This window comes from Phytomonospora sp. NPDC050363 (assembly GCF_040655735.1).
Lineage (GTDB): Bacteria > Actinomycetota > Actinomycetes > Mycobacteriales > Micromonosporaceae > Phytomonospora.
In genome coordinates this window covers 355824-380421 of sequence record NZ_JBFAKK010000002.1, presented here as the reverse complement: position 1 = coordinate 380421, position 24598 = coordinate 355824, and the positions used below count along the sequence as shown (strand labels likewise).

Below are 24598 nucleotides of genomic sequence, written 5' to 3'. Positions count from 1 at the left end.
TACGACATTTCGCTCAGCGCGCGCCGAGGACCTTCCCCGGGTTGAGGATCCCCGCCGGGTCGAAGGCGGCCTTGACCGACTGCTGCACCGAGTAGTTCACGCCGTCGAGCTCCTTCTCCAGCCAGTCGCGCTTGAGCAGCCCGACACCGTGCTCGCCGGTGCTGGTCCCGCCCATCTCCAGGGCCATCGCCAGGATCTCCTCGAAGGCCTGCCGCCCCCGCTCGACCGAGGCCGCGTCGTCGCGGTCGACGACGATGTTGGGGTGCAGGTTGCCGTCACCGGCGTGCGCGATGACGCCGACGTGGGCGCCGGTGCGCTCGGCGACGGCCGCGACCCCGTCGAGGGCCTCGGCCAGGCGCGAGCGCGGGACGGCGATGTCGTCGACGATGACCGCGCCCAGCTTCTCCATCGCGTGGTAGGCCAGCCGCCGGGAGGTGAGCAGCGCGTCGGCCTCCTGGGCGTCGGTGGCCTGGAAGACCTCGGTGGCGCCCGCCTCCTCGCACAGCCGGGCGATGGTGGCGAGGTCTTCGGGGACGCCGGTGTCGGAGGCGGCCAGGAGCAGCGCGGCGGCCTCGGTCGGCAGGCCCTGCGGGGCGAGCGCCTCGATGGCGCGCAGGTGGACGTTGTCGATGAGTTCGAGCAGGCTCGGGACGCATCCGGCGGCGGTGATGGCGGTGACGGCGGCGCCCGCCGCGGTGGTCGACTCGAAGACGGCCGCGAGGCTCAGTGCGGGCTTCGGCGCCGGCTGGAGACGCAGGGTGATCTCGGTGATCACGCCGAGGGTGCCCTCGCTGCCGACGAACAGGCGCGTCAGGTCGTAGCCGGCGACGCCCTTGGCGGTGCGGCGGCCGCAGCGCATGACGCGCCCGTCGGCGAGGACGACTTCGAGGCCGAGGACGTACTCGCCGGTGACGCCGTATTTGACGCAGCACATGCCGCCGGCGTTGGTGGCGACGTTGCCGCCGATGGTGGACGACTCGTAGGAGCCGGGGTCGGGCATGTAGCGCAGGCCGTGCTCGGCGACGGCCTTGGTGACGTCGGCGTTGACGACGCCGGGCTGGACGACGGCGAGGCGGTTGACCGGGTCGATCTCCAGGATCTGGTTCATCGCGGCCATCGACAGCAGGATGCAGCCGTCGACGGCGTTGGCGGCGCCGGCGAGGCCGGTGCGGGCCCCCTGGGGGACGACGGGGACTCCGTGCGCGGAGGCGAGGGCGACGACGATGCTGACCTGGTTGGTGTCGCGGGGCCGGATCAGGGCAAGCGGGGTGCCGGCGTCGCAGAGGTCGGCGTGGTCGCGGGTGTGGGCGGCGAGGACGTCGGGGTCGGTGACCACGGCTCCGGCGGGCAGCGCGGCGGTCAGCTCGGCGATGATCTCGGTCATGCCCAGGATGCTGCCCGGACTCACCCGCGCGCGTCCACCCGGGGTGGGGCTGGGGGAACCGTAGGCTGGCACGATGCGTCACAAAGCCATGCGGGTGACACGATTTCTCGCCGTTTCGGCGGCCGTGGCGGCGACGGGGCTGATCCTCGCCGCGTGCGGCGGTTCGAGTCCCGGCGACGGTACGGCAGGGTCCAGCGCGCCGGGCGCCGACGGCGTGATTCCCGGCCCGGTCACTTCGGGTTCCTCGGGAGACGCGTCGATGCCTCCAGACGACGGGCGGGTCGAGCCCGGCCACGCCTTGCAGATCATCGTGACCAAGACCGGCGGGTTCGCCGGGATCGACGAGCGGCTGGTCGTCGCCGAGGACGGGACCTGGGAGTTCACCGGCTCGGCGGGCAAGAGCGAGAAGGGCGCGCTGAGTCCCGAGCTGCTCCGGCGCCTGCAGACGCTGGCGGTGTCGGCGGAGCTGTTCGCGCCCCCGAGCAAGGACAAACCGGACCACCAGTGCGCGGACATGTTCCAGTACGGGCTGACCGTCGGCGACATGACCACGCGCACCGACGACTGCGGTCAGGCCCCGAACGAGACCTTCGACGAGATGGTCGCGATCGTGGTCGAGGAGACGCCCATCTAGGCGTGCTCGGCGATGCCGCGCACCCTGGTTCACTCCCTGAACGAACGCTCCTGGCCGGCATCGACGCTGCGGCCGTAGAGATTCGCGACGGCCTCGATCTCGCCCGTGATCGCCTCGACGAGGTCGGGCGGGCCGAGCACGCGCGCCTCGCGGCCGAAGCGCAGGAGCTGGCCGACGGCGTGGCCGGTCGACTCCATGGGGAGCGTGACCTCGCGCCAGCCCTCGGCGTCGGCCGGTGAGGCGGCGTCGAGGACGGCCTTGGAGAGGTTCGGGAGGATGTCGGTGAGGTCGGCGAAGCCCTTCGCCGACACCGCGACACGCGCGTGGGTGCGGTTGGCGCGCGACTCGTACTCGGTGACGCCCGAGGCCCAGTGCGCGGCGAGGTCGAAACCCTCGGGGCGGGCGGCGGGCTCGTCGAGGACCTGGACGGAGCGCACCGACGCGACCCGGTAGGTCCGGGGCTGCCCGCCGCGAGCGCCGACCAGGTACCAGGTCCCGGCCTTGAGGACCAGGCCGAGGGGGTCGAGGGTGCGCGTGACGGTCTCCCGGGTGGGCTCCCAGCGGCGGTAGCGGACGCGGATCCGCCGTTCCCGCCAGACCGCGTCGGCGACGGTGAGCAGGTGCGGGACCTCGTCGGGTTCCCGGAACCATCCGCGCGCGTCGAGGTGGAAGCGCTCGCGGATGCGGCCCGAGGCCTCCCGGTAGGACACCGGCAGCGCCGCGGTCAGCTTCAGCTCGGCGGCGGCCAGGTTGGCGCCCAGGCCCAGCTCGGCCGCCGGCTGCGGCATCCCCGACAGGAACAGCGCCTCCGCCTCGGCGGGGGTCAGGCCGGTCAGGCGCGTGCGGTAGCCGTCGAGGAGCTGGTAGCCGCCCAGGGGGCCGTGCTCGCCGTAGACGGGGACCCCGGCGGCGGTCAGCGCGTTGATGTCGCGGTAGACGGTCCGCACCGACACGTCGAGTTCGGCGGCCAGGGTGGGCGCGCTCATCCGGCCGCGGTTCTGGAGGAGCAGGAGCAGGGAGAGCAGACGGCTGGCGCGCATGCCGCCGAACTTATCCCAGGATGCTGACAGAAGATGTCAGCTATGCCCGCGAGCATGGGGGACATGAACGATTTCGACTTCCTCATCGGGTCCTGGACGGTCGTCAACCGCCAGCTTCAAAAGCACTTCGCCGGCTCGACCGAATGGGACGAGTACCCCGCGACCGTCGAGTGCCGCTCCTTCTTCGACGGCGGCGGCAACTTCGACGAGATCGTCTTCCCGAAGTCCCGTGGCGCGACACTGCGGCTCTTCGACGTGGAGACGAAGGAGTGGTCGCTGTACTGGACCAACTCCAAGGGCCGGCTCTTCCCGCCGGTGGTCGGGACCTTCGACGGCCCGCGTGGTGTCTTCGAGGGCGACGACACCCACGAGGGGCAGCCGGTCCGGGCGCGCTTCGTGTGGTCGGCGACCGACACCGACAGCCCGCTGTGGGAGCAGTACTACTCAGCCGACGGCGGGCGGACGTGGGAGAAGAACTGGATCATGGAGTTCACCCGGGCCTGAGGGCGGGAGCGCGGCGGCCGGCGTCTGGGGCGCCGGCCGCCCTCGCGGTCCTGCTGCGAGAATCCCCGGCATGACCGAGCCGACCGCCTGGGACCGCGCGTGGTTCCGCGTACAGGACGAACTGCGGGCCAGCCCTGGGGTGCGGGTCCTGCAAGAGCTCCGCGAGCCCGCGGCCGAGACCACTGTGGACGAAGTCGTCCTCGACGCGGCGCTGTACGAGCGCTCGGTCGGCTTCGGCGCGATCGCCGGTCAGTGGACCACCGTGGAGCCCTACGCGCCGGTCACCGGCGAGTTCTACCTCGAACCCCTCGCTCAGGCGGTGAGCGCCGACCCTCCCGACTTCACCTCGATGCTCGACTCCGACGACGAAGCCGAGGAGGAGGAACGCGTCGCGGCCGACCTGCGCGTCATCGACTCCGCGCCCTTCACCGGAAGCGGTTCCTACACCGCGATCAGGCTCCAGCCGGGAGTCACCGACCCCGAGGTGTGGTTCGACGACCACACGCTCGGCCTGTGGCGGATGGACCTCGACTTCCCCGCCTACGCCGAGTTCCTGCTCCTGACCAAGGGCGCCTTCGGCTGGCAGCACCTGTTCACCCGGGCACCGCTCGGCGAGTGGGAGTTCCAGTCGGCGGCACGCCGGATCGCGAACATGCTCGACGCCCTCCCCCGCCTGTTCCCCGACCACGACTACACGCCCCTGCTCGCCCGCTCCCGCGAGCGGCTCGACGCCGCCCGGTAACTTCGGGCGCATGGAGGCCCTGCTCATCCGCAAGACCCTGCGCGTGCCCGCCCTCTCGCCCGAAACGGCCGCTCCCGGCGACGGAACGGCGGCCGCGCGCCGCCTCGACACCGCGCTGCTGTCGGCGGGCTTCACCCTGTCGGCGGACCTGCTGACGCACCTGTCGGGCTTCGCGCCCGAAGCGGTGACACGGCTGGGGAAGAGCGTGCTCAAGGCGGTGCGCGCGCTGGTCGGCGGCCACGTCGAGCACAACGTCTACTTCCGCGACTTCCCCGCCGCAGTCCCCGACACCATGGAGTTCTGGCTGGGCCTCGCCCGGGAACTCCTCGTCACCCCCGAGCAACCCCTCAACCTCCTCGAACTGCCCGGATACGGGCGCTACCACCATTCGCACGAGGAAATGGCCGCCGCCCACGAGCTCTTCCTCGACATGGCCACCGACCGCGTCACCGTCCTGCATCTGGGCGGGACGCCCGACGAGGAGGCCGCCGCGCTGTACCTCGCGCTCGCCGCGAGCACCGTCCCGCTCAACGCCGAGGACCTGTACGACCTGCGCCTGCTCGCACAGACCCTTGTGGACGCTCCGGTGCCCGAGGCCGTCCCCGTCCGCGAGAACAAGGCCGTCGTCAACCGGGAGCGGATCCTGCGCGGCCTGCCGCCGCTGGCCGACACGGTCACCGACGTCCTGCGCGCGGCCTGCGCGCTGTCGGACGGCGACGTGACACTCCTCGAACCGACGCGCTTTCGCCCTTTCCGGCGGGCGGAGCGCAGGGCGCTGCTGTCGGCCCTCGACGCCGTGGTGGCCGCCGACGAGGACCGGCTCGCCGACGTCGCCCGCCACCGCGAGCGCTGGAAGCGCCTCGGCGAGCGCCTGCACCCGCACGAGCACCCGCGCTGGCCGCTGGCCGGTGAGGTCTTCGCGGTGGCACGCGGCTCGCGGACCGTGCGCACGCTCGCGGCCCGGATCGAGGATTCCCTGTCCACTGGGGACACCACCGGGGCGCTCTCCTTGCTCGGCAGGGCTCCGGGCACGCTGCTGCGCTCGGTCGACCGTCTCGCGCGGCTCGGGACTCCTGGACTTCTCGACGCCGTGCGGGCGGCCGCGCCGAGGGCGTCGGGGAGGGTGCTGCTGTCGTTGCGGGAGCACTTCGCCGATCGTGCCGAGCCGGGCGGGCCGCGCCTGTTCGTCAACCGCGACTGCCGGCCGTGGGTGTTGCCCGATCCCCTGCCACCGCTGGATCCGGGGCTCGTCGGGGAGCTGTGCGCGATCCTGGACGCCGAGATCGCTGCGCGTCTGCCCCGGATCCCGCTGCTGGTCTACCAACCCGGGCTCCTCGACCTCGCGCTCGGGTTGTCTCAAAAGGGGACCGCGGCGGGTTTCGGTGTCCTGCACCGGGGGTCGGTCAGCGCGGTGAACGGCGAGCTGCTGAGGTTCTTCGCGCACTGGCGGGAGAGCTCCCGGTCCACCGACTTCGACCTGTCGGCGCTGCTTCTCGACGACGACTTCGCCTCGGTGGGCTGGCTGTCCTTCACCGACCTGGAGCGATACGGCGGTGCGCACTCCGGGGACATCGTCGGGGCGCCCTCGGGGGCCTCGGAGTTCATCGACGTGGACCTGGGCAGGATCGAGGCCCGGTACGTCATGCCGCAGGTGCACGTGTACTCCGGCGAGGGTTTCGCCGAGGTCGCCGAGTCCTTCTTCGGCTACATGGAGCGCTCCGCCGAGCAGGAAGGGCTGCCCTTCGAGCCGCGAACGGTCCGGGTGAGGTCCGACGTGCGCGGTTCGGGCCGCGTGGCGCTGCCGGTGGTGTTCGCGCGCGGTGACGACGGGAGCTGGACGGCGAGGTGGCTGCACCTGTTCCTGCGCGGCGAGCCGGGTTTCAACACCGTCGAGGGCAATGCCGCGCCCGCGTCGCTGATGGTCCGCGCCGAGCTCGGCAAGGCCCGTCTGCGCATGCGCTATCTACTGGGACTGCTGCGCGGCAACGGGACCGAGGTGCGGCCGTGGGATCCGGACGTGCCCGTGGAGGAGCCGGTGACCTGGGTGGGCCTGGAGGTGCCGGACGGTCTGCCGGAGGGGTCGCGCGCGTATGGGCTGGCGCGGCTCGGTGAGCTGGTTCCGGAGTAACGGGATAGGGTGGCGGTGAGGCCATGTGGCGGCTTCCTTCTTGTATATCTACGGATAACGCTCCTTAGCCGCCGCGCTCTCCTCACCTCGAAGACCGCCGGGTTCCGGCGGTCTTTCGTGCTAAGCCCTCTCCCGACTCCGGTTGCGCGGCGAGCCAGGCGGTGACCTCGTCGGGTCCGCGCAGCCGCACGAACTCGGTGCCGGGCGCGTACTCGGCGATCGCCTCCAGGAGGATCCGCCGGCCTCGGGCCGGGTAGTCCCAGATCCATTTCAGGAACGGCCAGGTGATGCGCTCGGGCGAGCCGTAGAGTTCGTCGACGCGGTTGCGCAGGACCCGTCGGCGCACGGCCCGGTAGAGGGTCAGGCGGCGGGGCTGGTCGAGGAGCACGATCCGGTCGGCGCGCGGGAGGCGGATGTCGAGGGTGCCGCCGTAGTTGCCGTCCATGACCCAGCGCGGTTCGGCGACCAGGCCGGCGACCTGCGCGCGCCAGTCCTCTGTGGAGGGTTCGATCCAGCCGGGCCGCCAGTAGTGCTGGTCGAGGTGGACGAGGGGCAGGGCGAGCCTCGTGGCGAGGGCCGCGCCGAGGGTGGACTTACCGGCGGCGCAGGAGCCGACGATGAGGATGCGCTGGGCCATTCGAGGGATGGTAGTCAGTCGCGGGCTTCGGGGAGGGCTTCCAGCGCGGCGAGCCCGGTCTCGGTTTCGGCGAGGAGTTCGGTGCGACGGACAGAGTCCGCGAGGTCCCGCAAAGCGTTGTGCGCGCTGGTGAACAGTGCTTTGGCGGTGACGGGGTCGGCGGCCTCGGCGTAGACCCTCGCCACCCGGACGCGGACTCCGGCCGCCGATTCGGCATCGGTGATCCGCTCGGCGACGGCCTCGGCCTCGGCGAGTTCCCGCCGCGCGCCGGCCGGGTCACCGGCGCGGAGGCGGCCCAGCGCGCCGATCATGACGAGCTGGGCGAGGTACAGCGGTTCGGCGTCGAGTTCTCCTTCGATCATCGCGCGGCATTCGGCGACCGCCTCGGCGTCAAGGGGCAGGCGGTCGCGCAGGCGGATCAGCAGCACCGCCAGGGACGCGGCGACGGCCAGCTCCGAGGACTCCCGTGAGGCCTCCTCCGCGGCGACCCGTTGGGCGCGGGCGCGCCCGGCCAGCCACTCGGCGTCCGCCTCTTCGGTGAGCAACCCCTGCTCCTGGAAGGAAAAGCCCAGGCCCAGCGCCTCGTCGGGCTCCAGGCGGTCGCGGAACTCCCGCCACAGCGACGCCAGCTCGGTCGCGACCGGCTCCCTGTCGAGGCCGAGGGCTCCCCGGGCGGTGGCGACCGCCGAGAGGCTGAACAGCAGGTCCCGGCGCCGGGCCGGATCGGCCGCGACTGTCTCGCGCACCAGCTCGACGCCGGCCTCGGCGAAGGCGAGGGCATCGTGCAGCTCACCGAGAGCGGTGGCCACCCGCTCGCGCAGGAGCAGCAGTTGCCGTCGCAGACCGGGTTGCGTGTCGAGGTTCCCGGCGTTTTCGGCCCGGCCGAGCGCCGCGACGGCCTCGCGGTGGCGGCCGAGATCGACGAGCGCCTCGGCCTCGAAGGCGTGCAGGTGGCCCAGCAGCGTCTCAGGGCCGCCGGCGTCGACGGCGGCGGGTACGGCCCAGGCCAGTTCGTCGAGAACACCGGTGGAGTCTCCGATCCGGTGGCGCGCCCCCACGAGGGAGACGCCGGGCACGAGCGCGCCGGCGTCGCCGTCGGGGCCGCGCCGGCAGAACGCGACGGCGGTCTCCAGCATCGCCACCTGGTCGTGGGCTTCGAGGTCGTCGCCGACCTCGCCGGCGAGTTGGGCGAGGTGGTGGGCGCTCTGCCGGTCCGGCTGTGCCTCGCCGGAGCGTGCCACGACGGTGAGCGCGAGCGTCACCGCCGCCTTGCGCAGGTCCTCCGGCAGGCCGTCGGGGACGGCGGATCGGTTGTGCAGCAGGAAACCGGCGGGCAGGTTGTCGGTCCCGCCCGGCTCCCACGGCGGCAGGTGCGCGGTGAACCGCGCCATGGCCTCCACCGCCGGATCCTCGCCGACGATCCTCGACGCCTCCAGCAGCGACGTGGCGGCCCCATGCAGGTCGCGCCGCCAGGACCGGACCACCGCCTGGTTGATCAGCGCCGCCGCGAGCAGGCCCGGATCGCCGTCGTTGAGCCGAACCGCCTCGTCGATGTGCTCGGTCGCCTCGGCCGGACGGGCGGTGCAGAAGGCGACGATGGCGGCGTTGGTGTGCAGCAGCGGCACGGGATGTCCGGTGCGCAGGGCGTCGTCGACGACGCGGTCGGCGAGCTCGATCTGCCCGTCGTGGAGCCAGTAGGTGGCCAGGTCGGCGGCTTGCTCGGCGAAGTTCTCCGCGTCTTTGAGGGTCTTGTACCGGTCGACGGCTCCGGCGGCGATGGTCGAGCGCAGCGGCCAGTACTGGAAGGGGTTCCCGATGCCGTCGGGAACGTCGGCGCAGGCGGCGTTGAGGGCCGGGCGGCACTCCGGGTCACGGGTGAGCATGCGCAGGCAGGTGTCGAGACTGGGGACCAGGGTGCCGCGCTCGTCGGACAACGCCAGCTCCGCGACTCGTGCCAGGTGCCCGCGCAGGGCGACCGTCAGCGACGCGCGGACTCGTGGCGAGGCGCCGGCCAGCGTCGCGGTGTCGAGGATGCGGGCGAGGCGGGCGCGGTCGTCGGTGGCGCCGATGAGTTCGGTCAGCAGCAGGTGGAGGCCCTCGGTGTTGTCGAGCAGTTCCTCGGTGAGGATGTCGGGACCGAAGACGAGCCGGTCCTCGCCGCCGGGGAAGACCGTGCCGATCCAGCGGGTCAGCCGCCGCAGCGCCGGTCCGTCCATATCGGGCAGTGCGGCCAGGATCTCGCCGACCTCGCCGCGCCCCGGTGAGGCCAGCGCGACGAGCGCGACGGCCTGGGTGGTCAGTATCCGGTCGTCCTCGTCGGGGTCGGCCGACCAGGCGCGCAGCCACAGCCGCTCCTCGCGTGCCAGGAACTGCGCCAGGACGCTCGCACGTGAGCCGGGCGCTTCGTCGCGGGCGGTGAGCAGGGCGGCCATGTGCAGGCGCATCGGGTGGGCGTACTCGGGGGCGTCGAGGTCGGGCAGCTCGGTTCCGGGCGCGGCCGCGAAGGCCGTCAGAGCGGCCGACGCGTGCGCGCGCCGATCCTTTGTGGACAGCGGCGCGGCGTTGAGCGCGGCGACCGGCGGGCGCAGATGATCGGCGACGCCTTCGCTGCGGGCGTTGAGATCGCGCCACCAGCGGCCTTCGCGCAGGTCGGCGCGGGCGATCAGGAGCAGCCGCACGGGCGGACCGTGGCCGCGGCCGTTCATGGCGCTGATGAAGGATCCGACCGGCTCGGCGTGCGGTTCGGCGTAGTCGACCACGGCCAGCGTCGGGCGCAGCACCTCCGGCGCGGGCTTGAGCGCGGTCTCGGCGATCAGACCGGCGTCCCAGCCCTCGACGGCGATCTCGGCGCACAGCTGCGCGGCCAGGCGGGTCTTGCCCGCGCCGCCCTCACCGGTGATGACGGCCAGGTCGAAGGGCCGCGACCCTCGGCACCAGTCGAGCAGGCCCGCGCGAGCCTCCTCCCTGCCCTGGAAGGGGACCACGGCGTACTTCGGGAGCAGCAGCTGCCAGTCGGAGTGCTCAGCGGGCAGCGGCACCGACGGCCCGATCAGCCTGGTGTCGACGGTGGACGGCGCTCGCGCGGTGACGCGCTCCAGCGCGCTCGCGGAGACGAGTTCGGCGAAGGCGGGGTCGGCCAGCAGCGCGGCGGCCGGGATCAGTTCGAGGCGGCGGCCCCGGTAGGCGGTCGGGTCGAAGGCGACCACACCGAGGATCTGGAGGCCGGGTTCGGCAAGCGCCACCGCGCCGGACATGCCGCGCCAGTAGCCCTCCTCGCCCGACAGCAGCTCCGGCGTGCGGATGTCGGCGGAGAGGCGCCCGGCCGCCAGACCGGTGGCCCGGTCGACGGTGCCGCGCATCGTCTCCAGGTCACGCAGGCCCTCGGCGGCCTTGGCCTTCGGAAAGCCTCGCGCGACGACGGGAACCCCGTCGCCTTCCGGTTCGCCCCAACGGGTCCAGGCGATGCCCGGGTCGTCGCGCCAGGGCTCCGACGGGACGCGCAGCACCGCGGCGTCCACCGCGTCCGAACCTCGCCAGACGACCTCGGCGGGCACCGGATCACCTTCCAGGGGCCGGATCTCGGCCGCCTCGGCGTCGCGAAGACCGTGCCGGGTGGTGAGCACCAGGTCGGCGGCCACGGCGTAACCCGAGGAGATCCGGCCACCGGCACGGACCTCGACGACACGGTGCACGCCGTGGCGGCGCAGAGCGTCGTCGAGCCGCATCGCGCATCCCCTCCTTGTTGGCGAGGGTAGCGCCGGATGGCTCTAGGGGTGGGGGATGCGCACGTCGGCCGCGCCGAGGCGGGCGGCGTCGGCGGTGGTGTCGTCGGGCTGGCGCTGCGAGTCGCGTTCGGCGTCGACGCGGGCCAGGTAGTGGCGGACCTCCAGGTCGCGGGCGGCAGCGTCCCAGCCGAGCTCGGCGGCCATGACGTCGGCGACCTGCTCCACACACTCCGTGCCGCGATGCGGTGTCTCGATGGAGATCCGGGTCCGGCGGGCCATGACGTCGTCGACGTGCAGGGCGCCCTCGGCGCGCGCGGCGTAGGCGACCTCGGCGGCCAGGTACTCCGGCGCGCCGGTCAGCGAGACGCCCAGCGCCGGGTCCTCCTCGACGAGCTTCAACACCTCCAGCGCCAGCGCGCCGTAGCGTTCCAGCAGGTGCTCCACGACTCCGACGGTGGTGCCGTGGCGGCGGGCGATGCCGCTGCGGTCGGCCCAGGCGTTGTGGAAGCCGTCGGCGCCGACGAGCGGGATGTCGGCCGTCCGCGAGGGACGGACGTTCCCGAGACGGCGGGCGGCGTGGTCGACGACGTCGGAGGCCATCACCCGGTAAGTGGTGAACTTCCCGCCGGCCACCAGCATCAGCCCCAGCATCGGCTCCACGACGGCGTGCTCGCGCGACAGCTTCGAGGTCTGGTCGCTCTCCCCCGACAGCAGCGGCCGCAGACCGGCGTAGACGCCCTCGATGTCACTGGTCTTCAGTGGACGGTCGAGGATCGTGTTGACGTGGTCCAGCAGGTACTCGATGTCGGCGGCCGAGGCGGCCGGGTGCGCACGGTCGAGGGTCCAGTCGGTGTCGGTGGTGCCGATGATCCAGTGGCCGCCCCACGGGATCACGAACAGCACCGACTTCTCGGTGCGCAGGATCAGCCCGGCGTCGCCGTTGATGGCGCTGCGCGGGACGAGCAGGTGGATGCCCTTGCTGGCGCGGACCCGCAGGCCCGGCCGGTCGGTGAACATCTGCGACACGTCGTCGCTCCACACGCCGGTGGCCGCGATGACGGTGCGGGCGTGGATCTCGTACTCCTCGCCGCTCTCCATGTCCTTCACCCGCACGCCGACGACCTCGCGGGCGTCGCGCAGCAGGTCCACGACCCGCGTCGAGGTGAGCACGTGCGCACCGTAGGAGGCGGCCGTGCGGGCCAGCGACATCACGAAACGCGCGTCGTCGACCTGGCCGTCGTAGTAGCGGATCGCGCCGTGCAGGCCCTCGGTGCGCAGCGACGGGAACAGCCGCCGCACCGCGCGCTTCGAGAGGTGCCGGTGCCACGGCATGCCGCGCCCGTGCCCGAGGGCGGTCGCGAGAGTGTCGTAGATGGCCACGCCGGCGCCGTAGTACGCGCGCTGCCAGACCGGGGCCTCCAGCGGGACCAGGAACGGCACCGGACGCACCAGGTGCGGCGCCAGGCGCGTGTACAGCAGCCCTCGCTCGGTCAGGGCCTCGTGCACCAGCCCGAACTCGAACTGCTCCAGGTAGCGCAGGCCGCCGTGGATGAGCTTGCTGGACCGGCTCGACGTGCCGGCCGCGAGGTCCCGCGCCTCGACGAGGGCGACCGACAGGCCGCGACTCGCCGCGTCGAGGGCGGCGCCGGCGCCGGTGACGCCGCCGCCGATCACGCACACGTCGACTTTCCGCGTGCGAACGGCGGCCGAATCGGCCGCTCGCCGCCGCGGTCCGAGGCGTGCGGCTTCGTTGCGGGTTGTCTTTGGATCACGAGGCACGTGTTGACCGTATCCCCCACCCGCTCCCCTTGGGATGGGAAGGGGTCCGCGTCACCTGACCTTGCTTCCCCAAGCCGGCGCCGAGATCATCCGAGGACGCCGCCGAGCCGCCGCAGACCCTCCCCGATCCGCTCCTCGCCGATGACGCCGAAACCCAGCACCAGCCCGTCCCGCGTGCCCCCGTAGCGCTTCACCTCGCGCACGCGCACGCCCAGCCGCGCGGCACGCCCGGCGACGGCCGCACCGTCGAAGTCGCCGCGCACGCACACGTGCAGGCCCGCCGGCCCGGGCACGACCGTGAGCCCGTCCATCCCGGCCAGCCCGTCGACCAGCCGCGCCCGCCGGGCGGCGTACACGCGCGTGGCCTTGCGGACGTGCCGGCCGAGCTGCCCCTCGTCGACGAACCTCGCCAGCGCCGCCTGCGTCCACCACTCGCCGTGCCAGCCCGACAGCCGCCGCGCCGTGCGCAACGGCCCCCGCAGCGCACTCGGCGCGACCAGGAAACCCACCCTCAGCAGCGGGGACAGCACCTTCGAGAAGGACCCGACGTAGAGCACGCGCCCCCGCCCGCCGCCCAGGCTGAACAGGGGTTCGAGGGGCCGGTCGGAGTAGCGGAACTCGCTGTCGTAGTCGTCCTCGACGATCACACCGTCGTGCCGCTCGGCCCAGTCGAGCAGCGCCCGCCGCCGCGCGAGGCTCATCGGCATGCCCAGCGGGAACTGGTGCGAGGGCGTGACGTAGACCAGCCGGGTCCCGCGCGGGATCCGCTCGACCTCGATGCCCTCGTCGTCGACGGGAACCCGCGCGACCTTCGCGCCCAGCGCGGCGAACAGGTCGCGCGCCGGTGGATAGCCCGGATCTTCGACGGCCACGGTGTCGCCCGGCTCCACCAGCACCCGGCAGGCCAGGTCCAGGGCCTGCTGGGCGCCCTGCGTGATCAGGACGTCCTCGGGGTCGGCGAGCACCGCCCGCGCCAGGCCGATGTGGCGGGCGACGGCCTCGCGGAGCCCGGGATGCCCGGCGGCGGACGCGTAGCCCGGCGCGGGCGCGGCCGATGGGCGCAGCTCCCGCGACACCAGGCGCCGCCACGTCTCGTAGGGGAACAGGGCGGGGTCGGGGACGCCGATCTGGAAGTCGTAGTCGAAGCGTCGCGGGTCCGGCGCGGGCTCGGTCCGCCACTGCGGGCGCGGTGTCGGCGCCGTCCCGCCCGTCGCCGGCTCCCCGGGCGCCGCGTAGGTCACGTAGGTGCCCGCGCCGACCCTGGCCGTGCAGAAGCCCTCCGCGGTGAGCCGCTCGTAGGCCACCGCGACGGTGTTGCGCGCGACCGACAGCCTCTTGGCCAGCTCTCGCGTCGAGGGCAGGCGCTCGCCGGGCCGCATCCGGCCCTCGACGATCGCCTCGCGGAACCGCCGGTAGATGCCCGCGGTGAGGTCGCCCTCGGCGAGGCTGACATGAAAGTCCATTGGCCTGATCATTCCACCTGGAATTGGATCTGGCAGGCGGCCATTGTGACCCATAGATTCGGGCTCATGAAGATCGACATGTGGTTCGACCCCAAGTGCCCCTGGGCCTGGAACGCCTCCCGCTGGCTGCTGGAGGCCGAGCTGGTCCGCGACGTCGAGGTCCGCTTCCACGTCATGAGTCTGGCCGTCCTCAACGAGGGCCGCGAAGGGCTCGACGCCTGGTACGCCGATTGGCTCGCCGACACTCGCGGGCCCGTGCGCGTCGCGATCGCCGCCGCCCAGAAGTACGGCGAGGACGTCCTGCGCGACCTTTACACCGCGCTGGGCACCCGCATTCACCGTGACAAACGTGCCATCGGGCCCGAGCTCTACGCCGACGCGCTGGCCGAACTCGGCCTTGACGGGGGTCTGGCCGAGGCCGCCGGCACCGAGGAGTACGACGAGGCGCTGCTCGCCAGCCACCACGCCGGGCTCGACCTCGTCGGCGAGGACCTGGGCACGCCCACGATCCACCTGCCCGGTCCCGACGGCGAGCCGGTCGCGTTCTTCGGGCCGGTCATCACGCCGATCCCGCGCGGCGAGGACGCCGGCCGCATCCTCGACGGTGTGGTCGCGCTGGCCGCCGCTCCCGGTTTCTACGAGCTCAAGCGCGGCAACCGGCCGCGTCCCGTGACGCGGTGAACGGCCGCCGCCTGGCCCGCGCGCAGCTCGCCAACTCGATCGGCGACGGCGCCTACTACGTGACCTCGGCGCTGTTCTTCACCACGATCGTGGGCCTGTCGCCGGTGCGGGTGGGGCTGGCGCTGACCGCCGCGTGGGGCGTCGGCGCCCTGGCGGGGGTGCCGGTCGGTGCCCTCGCCGACCGGCACGGCCCGCGTGCGGTCGCCGTCGGGCTGGCGGTCGGCACGGGCGCGGCGGTCTCGGCGTTCCTCGTCGTGCGCTCGTTCTGGCCGTTCCTGGCGGTGCTGGTCGTGTACGCGACCTGCCAGAGCGGGCTGGCGGCGGCGCGTCAGGCGCTGCTGGCCGGGCTCGTCGAAAGCGGGGAGCGCACGAAGGTGCGGGCGCGGGTCGGGAGGGTCGCCGGCGTGGTGACGGCGGGCGCGGGGCGGCCGACGGTCCTGCGGGACCGGCCGTACGCGGTCCTGACGGGGCTGAACGCGGTGATGCTGCTGACGATGCCGCTGCTGTCGGTGGTCCTGCCGCTGTGGATCGCGCAGCGCACCGACGCTCCCAAGTGGACGGTGGCGGCGCTGTTCGTGCTCAACACCGGCGGTGTGGTGCTGTTCCAGGTGCGGGTCGCGCGCGGTGTCCGCGGCCTCGCCGACGCCTCCCGGTACGTGCGGTGGGCGGGCGTGGCGCTGGCGGTCTCGTGCGCGGTCCTCGCCGTGTCGGGGATGTGGGAGGGCGCGTGGGCGGCCGGGCTGGTGCTGCTGGCGGGTGCCGCGCTCCAGGTCCTCGGGGAGATGCTGCTGGCGGCGGGCTCGTGGGAGATCAGCTTCGGGCTGGCGCCGGAGGGCGCGCAGGGGCAGTACCAGGGGTTCTTCGGCACCGGCGTGCCCGTCGCGCGGATGGCGGGGCCGGGACTGCTGACGGTGGCGGTGCTCGGGTGGGGAGTACCGGGCTGGCTCCTGCTCGGCGCGCTGTTCCTCGCGGCGGGGCTGGCGACCGGGCCGGTCGTGCGGTGGACGCAGCGGGGGCGGCCGCAGGTGGCGCCGGCGGTGTGATCAGGCGCGGGCGGCGTTGGCGAGGATCGCGGCGTTGACGCGGTCGGGGAACTCGAACTGGAGCCCGTGACCGGCTCCCTCGATGGTCTCGACCCGCGCGTGCGGGATCAGCGCGCGGATCCGCTCGGCCGCGCTCGCCGGGTGGAACAGCGTCGTGCGGCCGCCGATGAGGACCAGCGCGGGGGCCTTGATCGCCGACAGTTCGGCGTCGGTGTAGCGGCGCCCGGCGGTGCGCTGCGGCCCGAAGGTGAAGGCCGCGTCCAGGACGCGGCCGAACACGCGCCAGTCGATGACGAGCGCGGCGTTCGCGGTTCGCCGCGCCAGCCGGGGCAGCGTCCGCGAGCGCGTCACCAGCCGGAGCATGCCGACGATGCCGCTGAACAGGAAGCGGATGCGGACGTCCTCGATGCCCGCCGGGTCGAGCGCGGTCATCGTCGCGACCTGATCGGGGCGCCGGGAGGCGTGGTTGAGGGCGAGCCAGCCGCCGTAGGAGTGGCCGACGAGGTGCACCCGCGTCAGGCCGAGGCCGGTCAGGACCTCGTCGAGCCACACGGCGTAGTCCTGCGACCCGGTCAGCGGCGCGCTCTGGGTGCTCCCACCAGGGTCGTCGATGGCGTCGACGGCGTAGACGGGGTGCTCGGCGGCGAGGGCCGCGACCTGGGGATACCACAGGGAGCCGTTGCCGCCGTGTCCGTGCAGCAGGACGATCGGCGTGCCCTCGCGCGGGCCGTGGCGGTGGACGCAGGTCGGCCCGAAACGGGTCTCCACGTCGATTCGCTCGAAGGGGCGCGGCCACAGCGCGAAGGCCGTCTCATAGCCGCGCTGGAACTTCTCCCGGGCGCGTGCGCTGCGAAAGCGGGCCACGCCGGGACGGGTACCACCTGTGGACATCGCCGACCTCCCTTGTTGATACATTTGTATCAGCAAACTCCGACGACCGCCACCCCGAGGAAGCGATGCCGAAACTCGCCGACCACGAACAGCGCCGCGCGCAGATCACCGACGCCCTGCTGCGGATCGTGGCCGCCACCGGACTGCACTCGGTCACCATGCGCGCCGTGGCACAGGAGGCCGGCGTCTCCCTGCGGCTCGTCCAGTACTACTTCCAGACCAAGGAGCGACTCCTCCTCGCCGCCGTGGAGCATGTCGGCACCCGGCTCGCCGATCGTCTCGCCACCCGCGTCCGGGGACTCGGCGAGGATCCGGGGCACCGGGAGGTCATCGAGACGATCGTCGGCGAGGTCTTCCCCACCGACGCCGACAGCCGGATGCTGCACATCGTCTACACCTCCTACGCCGTGCTCGCCATGACCTCACCGGAACTGGCCGGCGAGCGCTTCCTCGGCGACCCCGACGCCCTGGAGCGCTACGTCGCCGGCCGCTTCCAGGCCGCCGCCGACGCCGGTGAGCTCGCCGACGGCACCGATCCGCGCGCCGAGGCCGCCGCGCTCATGGGCATGTACGGCGGACTGGGCACCAGCGTCGTCCTGGGGCAGCGGACCGCCGCGGACGCCCTCGCCGTGATCGGCCATCACCTCGACCGGGTCTTCCGGCCGCGCCGGACCTAGTCTCGGTGGGATGGCAGACCTGCGACCCTTCCATCCGCGGACCCCGCCCGAAGCCCTCGACGACCTGCGCCGCCGCCTCACCGCGACCCGCTGGCCCGCCGAAGTCGGCGAGGGCTGGGAGCGCGGTGTCCCGCTCGGCTACCTCAAGGGCCTCGCCGAGCGCTGGCTCCACGACTACGACCGGGCCGCCTGGGAGGCGCGGATCGCGGCCCTCCCGCAGTTCACCACCGTGATCGACGGCCAGAACATCCACTTCCTGCACGTTCGCTCCCCCGAACCCGGCGCCCTGCCGCTGATCCTCACGCACGGCTGGCCGGGGTCCTTCGTCGAATTCCTCGACATCGTCGGCCCGCCGTCGGACCCCCGCGCGCACGGCGGCGACCCCGCCGACGCCTTCCACCTCGTCATCCCCTCGGTGCCCGGTTTCGGGTACTCGACACCGCTGTCGCCGGGCTGGAACCACGCCCGCATCGCCCGGGCGTGGGCGGAACTGATGTCGCGGCTGGGCTACCGCCGCTACGGCGCCCAGGGCGGCGACACCGGGTCGATCGTCTCGCCTGAACTCGGCCGCGTCGACGCCGACCACGTCGTCGGCGTCCACATCAACGGCGGCCTCGCCTTCCCCGACGGCGACCTGGCCGACCTGTCGCCGGTCGAGGCGGAGCGGATCGCGGCAGCCGAACGGCTGCGCGCCACCGGAACCGGCTCCCGTCACGCCGCCGGGGCCCGCGGGCGTGCCGACGGGGGTCGCGGTGTTCCCCACCGACCCGGCTATCCGGCGGCTGGTGGAGCGCGACCACAACGTCGTGCGCTGGTCGGAGTTCGATCGCGGCGGGCACTTCGCGGCGATGGAGGCCCCCGATCTGCTGGTCGGCGACGTGCGGGGGTTCTTCCGGGAGCTGCGCGAAGGAGCTTGACCGCCATTACTCGTCGACGTATATTCGTCTACGAGTAATGAGGAGGGGAAACGTGACGCAGCGGCGCAAGGTCGGCAACATCCTGGCCCTCGCGCTGCTCTCCCTCCTCGCCCCGGGCGAGCCCCTGCACCCCTACGAGATGGCCCGCATCCTTCGCCGCACCGGCAAGGAGCAGGACATGAACATCAAGGTCGGCTCGCTCTACACCGTCGTGCAGAACCTTGAGAAGCACGGTTACATCGAGGCCGCCACCACCGAACGCGAAGGGCGGCGCCCCGAGCGCACCCCCTACGCGATCACCCCCGCCGGACGCGAGGAGCTGACCGACTGGCTCGGCGAGCTCGTCGCCGTCCCGCAGCACGAGTACCCGCGCTTCCGCGCGGCGCTGTCGATCCTCGGGGTGCTCTCCCCCGACCGCGTCGTGCGACTGCTCCGGCAGCGGCTCGAAGCGCTCAACGCCGAGAGCGCCGCCCAGCGCGAGCAGCTGGCCGCCGCCGGCGAGCTGCCGCGCGTCCTCCTCATCGAGGTCGAGTACACCCTCGCCATGCGCGAGGCCGAGGCCGCCTGGGTCCGCGGGCTGCTCACCGAGATCGAGGACGAGACGCTGTCGGGAGTGAAGGAGTGGCGCGACTACCACCAGAGGGGCACACGCCCGCCCTCGGTGTGGAAGGAGCTGCTCGACACCGACTGAAGCCGCGCACCCGGCGCGGTGCGGGAACACCGCACCGGGGCGCTGAACCTCGCGAACCGTCCCGCGGGAACGGGACACCTGGTCGACGAGTTGGCACTCGCAAGGTTAACCAGGGACTCCACCCCCGCGGGCGGGACACCGCACACCCGCGAACTGGAGTCCCCCCATGCACGTCGAGGCCCACGACCTCGTGAAGACCTATCCGCCGGGCGTTCGCGCGCTCGACGGGCTGTCCCTCGCCATCGAGCCCGGGGAGGTGTTCGGCCTGCTCGGGCCGAACGGCGCCGGGAAGTCCACCACCGTCAAGATCCTCACCACCCTCGCCCGCGCCGACTCCGGCCGCGCGACCGTCGCCGGGCACGATCTGGCGCGCCACCCCGAGCGGGTCCGGCGCGCCATCGGCGTCGTCGCGCAGAACTCGGGGACCGATCCCCTGGCGAGCGGGCGCGACAACCTGACCCTGCAAGGGCGCCTGTACGGGATGGGCGGCGCGGCCCTGCGCGTCCGCGTCGCCGAGCTGCTCACCCGCTTCGATCTCGACGAGGCCGCCGACCGTCCCGTCCGCGGCTACTCCGGGGGCATGCGCCGCCGCCTCGACGTCGCGCTCGGCCTGGTGCACCGCCCCCAGGTGCTGTTCCTCGACGAACCGACCAGCGGGCTCGACCCCGAGGCGCGATCGGCCGTGTGGGCCGAGATCGCGCGGCTCTCGGACGCCGACGGCCTGACGGTCCTGCTCACCACGCACTACCTGGAGGAGGCCGACCGGCTCACCGACCGGCTGGCCATCGTCGACAAGGGACGGGTGCTGGTCACCGGCACCGCCGACGCGCTCAAAGGCGAGCTGCGCGGCGACGCCGTCCACATAGAACTACGCGACGACGCCGACGAAAGCGCTGTGCGGCAGGCGATCGGGCCGGTCGTGCGGGACGTGACCCTCGACGGGCGACTGCTGTCGGCCCGCGCCGACGACGGCGCCGCCGCCGTACCGGGCGTCCTCGCCGCCCTCGACCGGGCGGGCTCCCCCGCCGCCGCGGTAACCGTCGCGCGGCCCTCTCTCGACGACGTCTACCTGCGCCACGTCGGGCGCCGCTTCGACCGGACGGGAGCCTCCTCGTGATCGCACAGACCTGGTGGCTGACCCACCGGCAGCTCAAGGCCCTGGCACGACAGCCCGGAGTCCTCGTCATCACCCTGATGCAGCCGGTGGTGTGGCTCTTCCTGTTCGGGAACCTCTTTCGGCGCGTCGTCGAACTGCCCGGCTTCGGCGCCGGGTCCTATCTGGACTACCGGGTGCCCGGGATCGTCGTGATGAACGCCGTCTCGGCCAACATGTGGGCCGGTATGACCACGATCGACGAGATCGAGCGCGGCACCCTCGACCGCTTCCTCACCACACCCGTCGCGCGCGGCGCCATCATGAACGCCAACGTCATCGTCGCCGCACTGAGCACCGCGTTCCAGTCGGCGGTCATCGTCCTGCTCGGCTGGGCCGCCGGCGCCCACTACCCCGGCGGACCACTCGGCCCCATCACGCTGATCGTGCTGTCGATGGTGCTCGGAACGGTGTTCACCGCCCTGTCCAACGCCTTCGGCATGGCCGTCCGGCAACGCGAGAGCGTCATCGGCCTGAGCATCTTCCTGCTCCTGCCGCTGACCTTCCTGTCCTCGGCCTTCATGGCCGAATCCCTCATGCCCGGCTGGATGCGGGGCATCGCCGCGGCCAATCCCGTCGACTGGTCACTCGAAGCGGCGCGGGGCGCGCTCGCCGAGTCGGCCGACTGGAGCGCGACCCTCGTCCGCGGCGGTTGGCTGCTCGCGCTCGCGGCGGCGATGGTGTGGCTGTCGACGCTGACCTTCCGCGGATACCGGCGCAAGGTCTGATCTCGACATGGGGAAGGCCCCGGCATCGGCCGGGGCCTTCGTCGTTCTTCGAACCGTCGCTACCCGCGGTCAGCCCGCCGCGAGTCCGCCGTCGGTCGACAGCACCGTGCCCAGCGTGATCTCGCCGGCCTTCAGCGCCGCCTGCGTCGAGGGGCCGATGTCGAGGCTGGAGAACTGCCCGAACTCGATCCCGTAGGTCTCCTTGAGACCCGGCTGGCAGAAGGCGCGCTCCGGGCACTCCGGCGGTCCGCCGAGGATCGACTCCTTGCCGCTGCACTTGGCGGCGAAGTCGGACAGCGTCTTGATCTGGTGCTGGTCGGCGAACTCCTTCGTCACCGCGTAGGCGTTGACGTCGGCGGCCGGGGAGGCCTCGCCGACGACCAGGTTGTTCTTCTCGGCCAGGCCCTGGAGAGCCGTGACGGTCGCCGCGAGGTCGCTGGAGGCGACCGGCGGGGCGTCCTTGCCGTTGGCCTTGCCGTTGAGGAACTCCGCGAGGGTCGCGGCGTACTCGGGCATGACCTGGATGTCGCCCTTCTCCAAAGCCGGCTCGTAGAGCTCGCGGTTGCCGACGTCCTGGAGCTCGACGGTGAAGCCGGCGCCCTCAAGGGCGATCTTGTACAGCTCGGCGATCGTGTTCGACTCCGAGAAGTTGCCGTGCCCGACCGTCAGCTCGCCCGAGCCGCCGGACAGGCCGTCGGCCAGACCGTTGGCCGCGGCGAACTCCTCGGCGGCCTGTGCCGGGGTCTTGCGGTCGATGTCGACCGCCTTGTTCAGGCCGATGAGCTTTTGCGTGTCGAGCGCGGCGGCGACCTTGTTGACGGCCGCCAGCAGCGCTTCGCTTGAGGCGTCGGCGTTGACGGCCGCAATGATGTTGTCGGCGTTCTGCAGCTTCTTGTCGTCTTCGAGGACGACCAGGGAGGTCCCGGCGACCGGCGCGCAACCCGCGCCAGCCACGTCCTCCGGGGCGTCGGTTCCCGAGGAACCGGCCTTGCCGCACGCGGCGAGCGCGAGGGCCATCAGCCCGATCGCAGGCACCGCGATGAGGGATTTGCTCCGTGTCAGGGACATGAGGAAGACCGTACTGGACGTGGGCGACGTAGTCACCGAGCTGGACGAAGTGACCGGGGTGTGAGGAGTTTCTCAGCGATCGCGAGGAGTCCTTCGATCACCAGTGCGACGATCGCGACGAGGACGCCACCGGCGAGGATCTGGCCGCCGCCGACCGACATGCCAAGACCGAAGCCCTGGGAGATGATCAGGCCGAGGCCGCCGCCGTTGACGAGAGCGGCGAGGGTCGCGGTCGCCACGACCTGTACCGACGCCGTGCGAAAGCCGCTGGCGAGTTGCGGGACGGCGAGGGGCAGTTCGACGCGCCAGAGGACCTGGCGGCCCGACAGGCCCATGCCGTAGGCGGCGTCGCGGGCGTCGGGATCGGCGTCGCGGACACCGTTGTAGGCGGTCGCGAGCAGCGGCGGGATCGCGAAGACGGCGAGGGCGGGGACGACCGAGGGCGCGCCGAAGCCGAGGGCGGTCAGCGGCAGGAGGCTGAGCAGGGCCAGCGTCGGGATCGCGCGGGTGACGTTGGAGACGCCGACGGTGAGGCCGCCGCCGCGACCGGTGTGCCCGACCCAGATGCCCAGCGGCCAGGCGATGAGGCAGCCGAGGAGGACGGCGAGGGCCGACAGCCACAGGTGCTCGATGAGCCGGTCGAAGACGCCGCCGGGGTTGGTCCAGTTCAGGGGGTCGTTGAGCCAGGTCACGGCCTGGGAGATGACGTCGTTCACCGCGCCGCCTTCCGGGTCCAGGGCGTGATCAGCCTGCCGAGCCAGGAGAGGAGCAGATCACACGCGAGGGCGAGTGCGACGCACAACACGGTCGCGGTCACGATCTGCGGTTTGTACAGGTTGTTCCGGAAGCCGGAGAGGATGAGTCCGCCGAGGCCGCCGCGGCCGAGGACGGCGCCGACGGTGACCAGAGCGACCGTCGAGACGGCGGCGATTCTCAGGCCGGTGAGTATGGAAGGCATCGCCAGGGGTATCTCGATGCGCATGAGCATGGCGAAACTGCCGTATCCCATGCCGTCGGCGGCGTCGCGGACCTCTTCGGGGACCTGCCGCAAACCGGTCAGGGTGCCCCTTACGATGATCAACAACGCGTACATGACGAGCCCGACGAGTACCGTGGTCGCCGTCAAACCCAAGAACGGCGCCAGCAAGGCGAACAACGCCAGTGAGGGCACCGTGTACAAAACGCCCGACAGTGCGAGGATGGGAGCCGTGAGCCAGCGGGCCCGGTACGCGCACACCCCCAGTGGGATCGCGAGGACCGCGGCGAACAGCATCGCCAGGGCCGTCAGCTCCACATGTTCGGTGAAGGCCGCGCCGAGAGCATCGGCGTTGTTCTGTATGTACGACCAGGAGAACCAGGGATCGTCCGGCACGGCGTCGAGCATGGCCGACACGTCGTCCGGACGCAAGTCCGCTCCACCTCGGAAAGGCATGACATGGACGCTACCGCCGCGGCCGAGATCGAGTTGTCGGGTGTTCGAAAGGAATATGCCGGGGGGAGCGTCGCGGTGTCCCATCTGGACCTGCACGTCCCGGCCGGCTCGCTGACCGTCCTGGTCGGGCCGTCGGGATGCGGGAAGTCGACCGTGCTGCGCATGGTCAACCGCCTCATCGCGCCGACCGCCGGGCGCATCCTGCTCGACGGCGAGGACACCGCGAAGATCGACAAGGTCGGCCTGCGCCGCAAGATCGGCTACGTCATCCAGCATGTGGGACTCTTCCCGCACCAGACCGTCGCGCAGAACGTCGCCACGGTTCCGAAGCTGCTGGGCTGGCCGAAGTCGCGCATCAAGGCACGGGTCGAGGAACTCCTCGACCTCGTCGGCCTCGACAGCGGCCTGCACGGCAAGCGCTACCCCCATCAGCTTTCGGGCGGGCAGCGCCAGCGCGTCGGCGTGGCCCGGGCGCTGGCCGCCGACCCCGTCGTGCTGCTGATGGACGAGCCCTTCTCCGCGGTGGACCCGATCGTGCGCGGGCGGTTGCAGCAGGAGTTCCTGCGTCTGCAGGAGACGGTGCGAAAGACGATCCTGCTGGTGACCCACGACGTCGACGAGGCCGTGCGGCTGGGCGACCGCATCGCGCTGCTGTCGGAGGGCGGGAAGCTGGAGCAGTACGCGCCGCCCGCCGAGCTTCTGGCACGCCCCGCCTCCGCCTTCGTGGCGGAGTTCGTGGGCGCCGACCGCGGCATCAAACGGCTCTCGGTGACCACCATCGACCCGACGATGCTGCGCCCGATGGACGACGTGGACCGCGATTCGCCGGAGGTCTCCGCGGCGGCGACGCTGTACGACGCCTTGGCAGCCCTCCTGGAGGGCGGGACGGGGCACGTGGTCGTGCGCTCGGGCGAGGAGCTGCTGGGAGCGATGACAGCCGACGACATCTACCGCGCGGCCCAAGCGGACGGCACGACGGGTACAACGGGGGTGGCGGCGTAAGGCCCGGGCGGGGATTCGACGGCGGGCCGCGGACAACTCGGCGGGACCTGGACGGGCGGCGCCGTGCGACGGCGCGGCGGCCGTGAACGGGCGGCGCGGGGCGCCGTGCGACGGCGCTGGCTCGGCCGTCCACGCCCCGCCGTGCTGCGGTGATGGTGCGACTAGACCGCGCCGTGGCGGGGATGGCATGACCACGGCGATGTGACGGCGCAGCTCGCCGCACCGTCAGCGCGACGGGCGCGGCTCACCGCCACTGCCACCGCCACCGCAGGTGGCGGG

Annotated in this window: 22 protein-coding genes; 12 read left to right on the top strand and 10 right to left on the bottom strand. The window is 72.5% G+C overall.

Going from position 1 to position 24598, the window contains the following annotated elements; all coding sequences use genetic code 11:
• Positions 1-13 precede the first annotated feature (13 nt).
• Entirely contained in the window at positions 14-1384 is a 1371-nt protein-coding gene (locus AB0I28_RS06235) for an FAD-linked oxidase C-terminal domain-containing protein (protein WP_357490048.1), read from the bottom strand.
• A 73-nt stretch (positions 1385-1457) separates the two neighbouring features.
• Between AB0I28_RS06235 and AB0I28_RS06230 the strand changes: the two genes are divergently transcribed.
• The gene (locus tag AB0I28_RS06230; protein ID WP_357490046.1) at positions 1458-2018 is read left to right on the top strand and encodes a hypothetical protein; all 561 of its coding nucleotides are present in this window, start codon (positions 1458-1460) and stop codon (positions 2016-2018) included.
• Positions 2019-2047: 29 nt separating this feature from the next.
• Here the strand turns inward: AB0I28_RS06230 and AB0I28_RS06225 are convergent, their stop codons facing one another.
• Positions 2048-3058 carry a WYL domain-containing protein gene (locus tag AB0I28_RS06225; RefSeq protein WP_357490045.1) on the bottom strand — a complete coding sequence of 337 codons (1011 nt, stop codon included), beginning with the start codon at positions 3056-3058 and terminating at the stop codon, positions 2048-2050.
• Positions 3059-3121: 63 nt separating this feature from the next.
• On the opposite strand from AB0I28_RS06225, the gene AB0I28_RS06220 reads away from it, so the two are divergent.
• The 3 genes from AB0I28_RS06220 to AB0I28_RS06210 all read left to right on the top strand — a co-directional run bounded on the left by AB0I28_RS06220 (position 3122) and on the right by AB0I28_RS06210 (position 6432).
• Complete coding sequence (locus tag AB0I28_RS06220) at positions 3122-3562, top strand: hypothetical protein (RefSeq protein ID WP_357490043.1); 441 nt, start codon at positions 3122-3124, stop codon at positions 3560-3562.
• Between the two features lie 70 nt (positions 3563-3632).
• The gene (locus tag AB0I28_RS06215; protein WP_357490041.1) at positions 3633-4304 is read left to right on the top strand and encodes a hypothetical protein; all 672 of its coding nucleotides are present in this window, start codon (positions 3633-3635) and stop codon (positions 4302-4304) included.
• A gap of 10 nt (positions 4305-4314) precedes the next feature.
• The gene (locus AB0I28_RS06210) at positions 4315-6432 is read left to right on the top strand and encodes a hypothetical protein (RefSeq protein ID WP_357490039.1); all 2118 of its coding nucleotides are present in this window, start codon (positions 4315-4317) and stop codon (positions 6430-6432) included.
• Between the two features lie 82 nt (positions 6433-6514).
• Here AB0I28_RS06210 and AB0I28_RS06205 read toward each other — a convergent pair whose 3' ends face one another.
• The 4 genes from AB0I28_RS06205 to AB0I28_RS06190 form a co-directional block, all read right to left on the bottom strand.
• Positions 6515-7069, bottom strand: a complete 555-nt coding sequence (locus AB0I28_RS06205) for an adenylate kinase (RefSeq protein ID WP_357490037.1) — start codon at positions 7067-7069, stop codon at positions 6515-6517.
• Between the two features lie 14 nt (positions 7070-7083).
• On the bottom strand, positions 7084-10794 hold the full coding sequence (locus AB0I28_RS06200; protein WP_357490035.1) for a hypothetical protein: 3711 nt from the start codon (positions 10792-10794) through the stop codon (positions 7084-7086).
• Positions 10795-10836: 42 nt separating this feature from the next.
• Positions 10837-12573, bottom strand: coding sequence for a glycerol-3-phosphate dehydrogenase/oxidase (locus AB0I28_RS06195; protein ID WP_357490033.1), 1737 nt, complete (start codon positions 12571-12573; stop codon positions 10837-10839).
• 86 nt (positions 12574-12659) lie between these two features.
• Positions 12660-14036: a PLP-dependent aminotransferase family protein gene (locus tag AB0I28_RS06190; RefSeq protein ID WP_357490031.1), complete on the bottom strand. Its 1377-nt coding sequence runs from the start codon at positions 14034-14036 to the stop codon at positions 12660-12662.
• Between the two features lie 66 nt (positions 14037-14102).
• Between AB0I28_RS06190 and AB0I28_RS06185 the strand changes: the two genes are divergently transcribed.
• Both AB0I28_RS06185 and AB0I28_RS06180 read left to right on the top strand, forming a co-directional pair.
• Positions 14103-14717: a disulfide bond formation protein DsbA gene (locus tag AB0I28_RS06185; protein WP_357490029.1), complete on the top strand. Its 615-nt coding sequence runs from the start codon at positions 14103-14105 to the stop codon at positions 14715-14717.
• On the top strand, positions 14714-15760 hold the full coding sequence (locus tag AB0I28_RS06180) for an MFS transporter (protein ID WP_357490027.1): 1047 nt from the start codon (positions 14714-14716) through the stop codon (positions 15758-15760). The genes AB0I28_RS06185 and AB0I28_RS06180 overlap by 4 nt, the downstream gene beginning before the upstream one ends.
• Here the strand turns inward: AB0I28_RS06180 and AB0I28_RS06175 are convergent, their stop codons facing one another.
• A complete protein-coding gene (locus AB0I28_RS06175; RefSeq protein WP_357490025.1) occupies positions 15761-16651 on the bottom strand; it encodes an alpha/beta fold hydrolase in 891 nt (296 codons plus the stop codon).
• Between the two features lie 65 nt (positions 16652-16716).
• On the opposite strand from AB0I28_RS06175, the gene AB0I28_RS06170 reads away from it, so the two are divergent.
• The 5 genes from AB0I28_RS06170 to AB0I28_RS06150 all read left to right on the top strand — a co-directional run bounded on the left by AB0I28_RS06170 (position 16717) and on the right by AB0I28_RS06150 (position 20817).
• Positions 16717-17328 (top strand): TetR/AcrR family transcriptional regulator, encoded by a 612-nt coding sequence (locus tag AB0I28_RS06170; protein ID WP_357490023.1) that lies wholly within the window; start codon positions 16717-16719, stop codon positions 17326-17328.
• 10 nt (positions 17329-17338) lie between these two features.
• The gene (locus tag AB0I28_RS06165; RefSeq protein WP_357490021.1) at positions 17339-18283 is read left to right on the top strand and encodes an epoxide hydrolase; all 945 of its coding nucleotides are present in this window, start codon (positions 17339-17341) and stop codon (positions 18281-18283) included.
• A 14-nt stretch (positions 18284-18297) separates the two neighbouring features.
• Positions 18298-18936, top strand: coding sequence for a PadR family transcriptional regulator (locus tag AB0I28_RS06160; RefSeq protein ID WP_357490019.1), 639 nt, complete (start codon positions 18298-18300; stop codon positions 18934-18936).
• Between the two features lie 166 nt (positions 18937-19102).
• Complete coding sequence (locus tag AB0I28_RS06155) at positions 19103-20053, top strand: ABC transporter ATP-binding protein (RefSeq protein ID WP_357490017.1); 951 nt, start codon at positions 19103-19105, stop codon at positions 20051-20053.
• Positions 20050-20817, top strand: a complete 768-nt coding sequence (locus AB0I28_RS06150) for an ABC transporter permease (protein WP_357490015.1) — start codon at positions 20050-20052, stop codon at positions 20815-20817. The genes AB0I28_RS06155 and AB0I28_RS06150 overlap by 4 nt, the downstream gene beginning before the upstream one ends.
• Positions 20818-20886: 69 nt before the next feature.
• On the opposite strand, the gene AB0I28_RS06145 is transcribed toward AB0I28_RS06150, so the two are convergent.
• The 3 genes from AB0I28_RS06145 to AB0I28_RS06135 are packed head-to-tail and all read right to left on the bottom strand — an operon-like array spanning position 20887 to position 23317.
• Complete coding sequence (locus tag AB0I28_RS06145) at positions 20887-21885, bottom strand: glycine betaine ABC transporter substrate-binding protein (RefSeq protein WP_357490013.1); 999 nt, start codon at positions 21883-21885, stop codon at positions 20887-20889.
• Between the two features lie 32 nt (positions 21886-21917).
• Positions 21918-22601: an ABC transporter permease gene (locus AB0I28_RS06140; RefSeq protein ID WP_357490011.1), complete on the bottom strand. Its 684-nt coding sequence runs from the start codon at positions 22599-22601 to the stop codon at positions 21918-21920.
• Positions 22598-23317, bottom strand: a complete 720-nt coding sequence (locus AB0I28_RS06135) for an ABC transporter permease (RefSeq protein ID WP_357490009.1) — start codon at positions 23315-23317, stop codon at positions 22598-22600. The genes AB0I28_RS06140 and AB0I28_RS06135 overlap by 4 nt, the downstream gene beginning before the upstream one ends.
• Positions 23318-23320: 3 nt before the next feature.
• On the opposite strand from AB0I28_RS06135, the gene AB0I28_RS06130 reads away from it, so the two are divergent.
• Positions 23321-24319, top strand: a complete 999-nt coding sequence (locus AB0I28_RS06130; protein WP_357490007.1) for an ATP-binding cassette domain-containing protein — start codon at positions 23321-23323, stop codon at positions 24317-24319.
• Positions 24320-24598: the final 279 nt, after the last annotated feature.

Excerpts from the sequence above, each read along its gene's own strand:
- AB0I28_RS06205 (WP_357490037.1), bottom strand. The coding sequence starts at position 7,069 with ATGGCCCAGCGCATCCTCATCGTCGGCTCCTGCGCCGCCGGTAAGTCC.
- AB0I28_RS06230 (WP_357490046.1), top strand. The coding sequence starts at position 1,458 with ATGCGTCACAAAGCCATGCGGGTGACACGATTTCTCGCCGTTTCGGCG.
- AB0I28_RS06235 (WP_357490048.1), bottom strand. The coding sequence starts at position 1,384 with ATGACCGAGATCATCGCCGAGCTGACCGCCGCGCTGCCCGCCGGAGCC.
- AB0I28_RS06145 (WP_357490013.1), bottom strand. The coding sequence starts at position 21,885 with ATGTCCCTGACACGGAGCAAATCCCTCATCGCGGTGCCTGCGATCGGG.
- AB0I28_RS06190 (WP_357490031.1), bottom strand. The coding sequence starts at position 14,036 with ATGGACTTTCATGTCAGCCTCGCCGAGGGCGACCTCACCGCGGGCATC.
- AB0I28_RS06215 (WP_357490041.1), top strand. The coding sequence starts at position 3,633 with ATGACCGAGCCGACCGCCTGGGACCGCGCGTGGTTCCGCGTACAGGAC.
- AB0I28_RS06220 (WP_357490043.1), top strand. The coding sequence starts at position 3,122 with ATGAACGATTTCGACTTCCTCATCGGGTCCTGGACGGTCGTCAACCGC.
- AB0I28_RS06225 (WP_357490045.1), bottom strand. The coding sequence starts at position 3,058 with ATGCGCGCCAGCCGTCTGCTCTCCCTGCTCCTGCTCCTCCAGAACCGC.
- AB0I28_RS06210 (WP_357490039.1), top strand. The coding sequence starts at position 4,315 with ATGGAGGCCCTGCTCATCCGCAAGACCCTGCGCGTGCCCGCCCTCTCG.
- AB0I28_RS06170 (WP_357490023.1), top strand. The coding sequence starts at position 16,717 with ATGCCGAAACTCGCCGACCACGAACAGCGCCGCGCGCAGATCACCGAC.
- AB0I28_RS06165 (WP_357490021.1), top strand. The coding sequence starts at position 17,339 with ATGGCAGACCTGCGACCCTTCCATCCGCGGACCCCGCCCGAAGCCCTC.
- AB0I28_RS06200 (WP_357490035.1), bottom strand. The coding sequence starts at position 10,794 with ATGCGGCTCGACGACGCTCTGCGCCGCCACGGCGTGCACCGTGTCGTC.
- AB0I28_RS06130 (WP_357490007.1), top strand. The coding sequence starts at position 23,321 with ATGGACGCTACCGCCGCGGCCGAGATCGAGTTGTCGGGTGTTCGAAAG.
- AB0I28_RS06135 (WP_357490009.1), bottom strand. The coding sequence starts at position 23,317 with ATGCCTTTCCGAGGTGGAGCGGACTTGCGTCCGGACGACGTGTCGGCC.
- AB0I28_RS06175 (WP_357490025.1), bottom strand. The coding sequence starts at position 16,651 with ATGTCCACAGGTGGTACCCGTCCCGGCGTGGCCCGCTTTCGCAGCGCA.
- AB0I28_RS06185 (WP_357490029.1), top strand. The coding sequence starts at position 14,103 with ATGAAGATCGACATGTGGTTCGACCCCAAGTGCCCCTGGGCCTGGAAC.
- AB0I28_RS06155 (WP_357490017.1), top strand. The coding sequence starts at position 19,103 with ATGCACGTCGAGGCCCACGACCTCGTGAAGACCTATCCGCCGGGCGTT.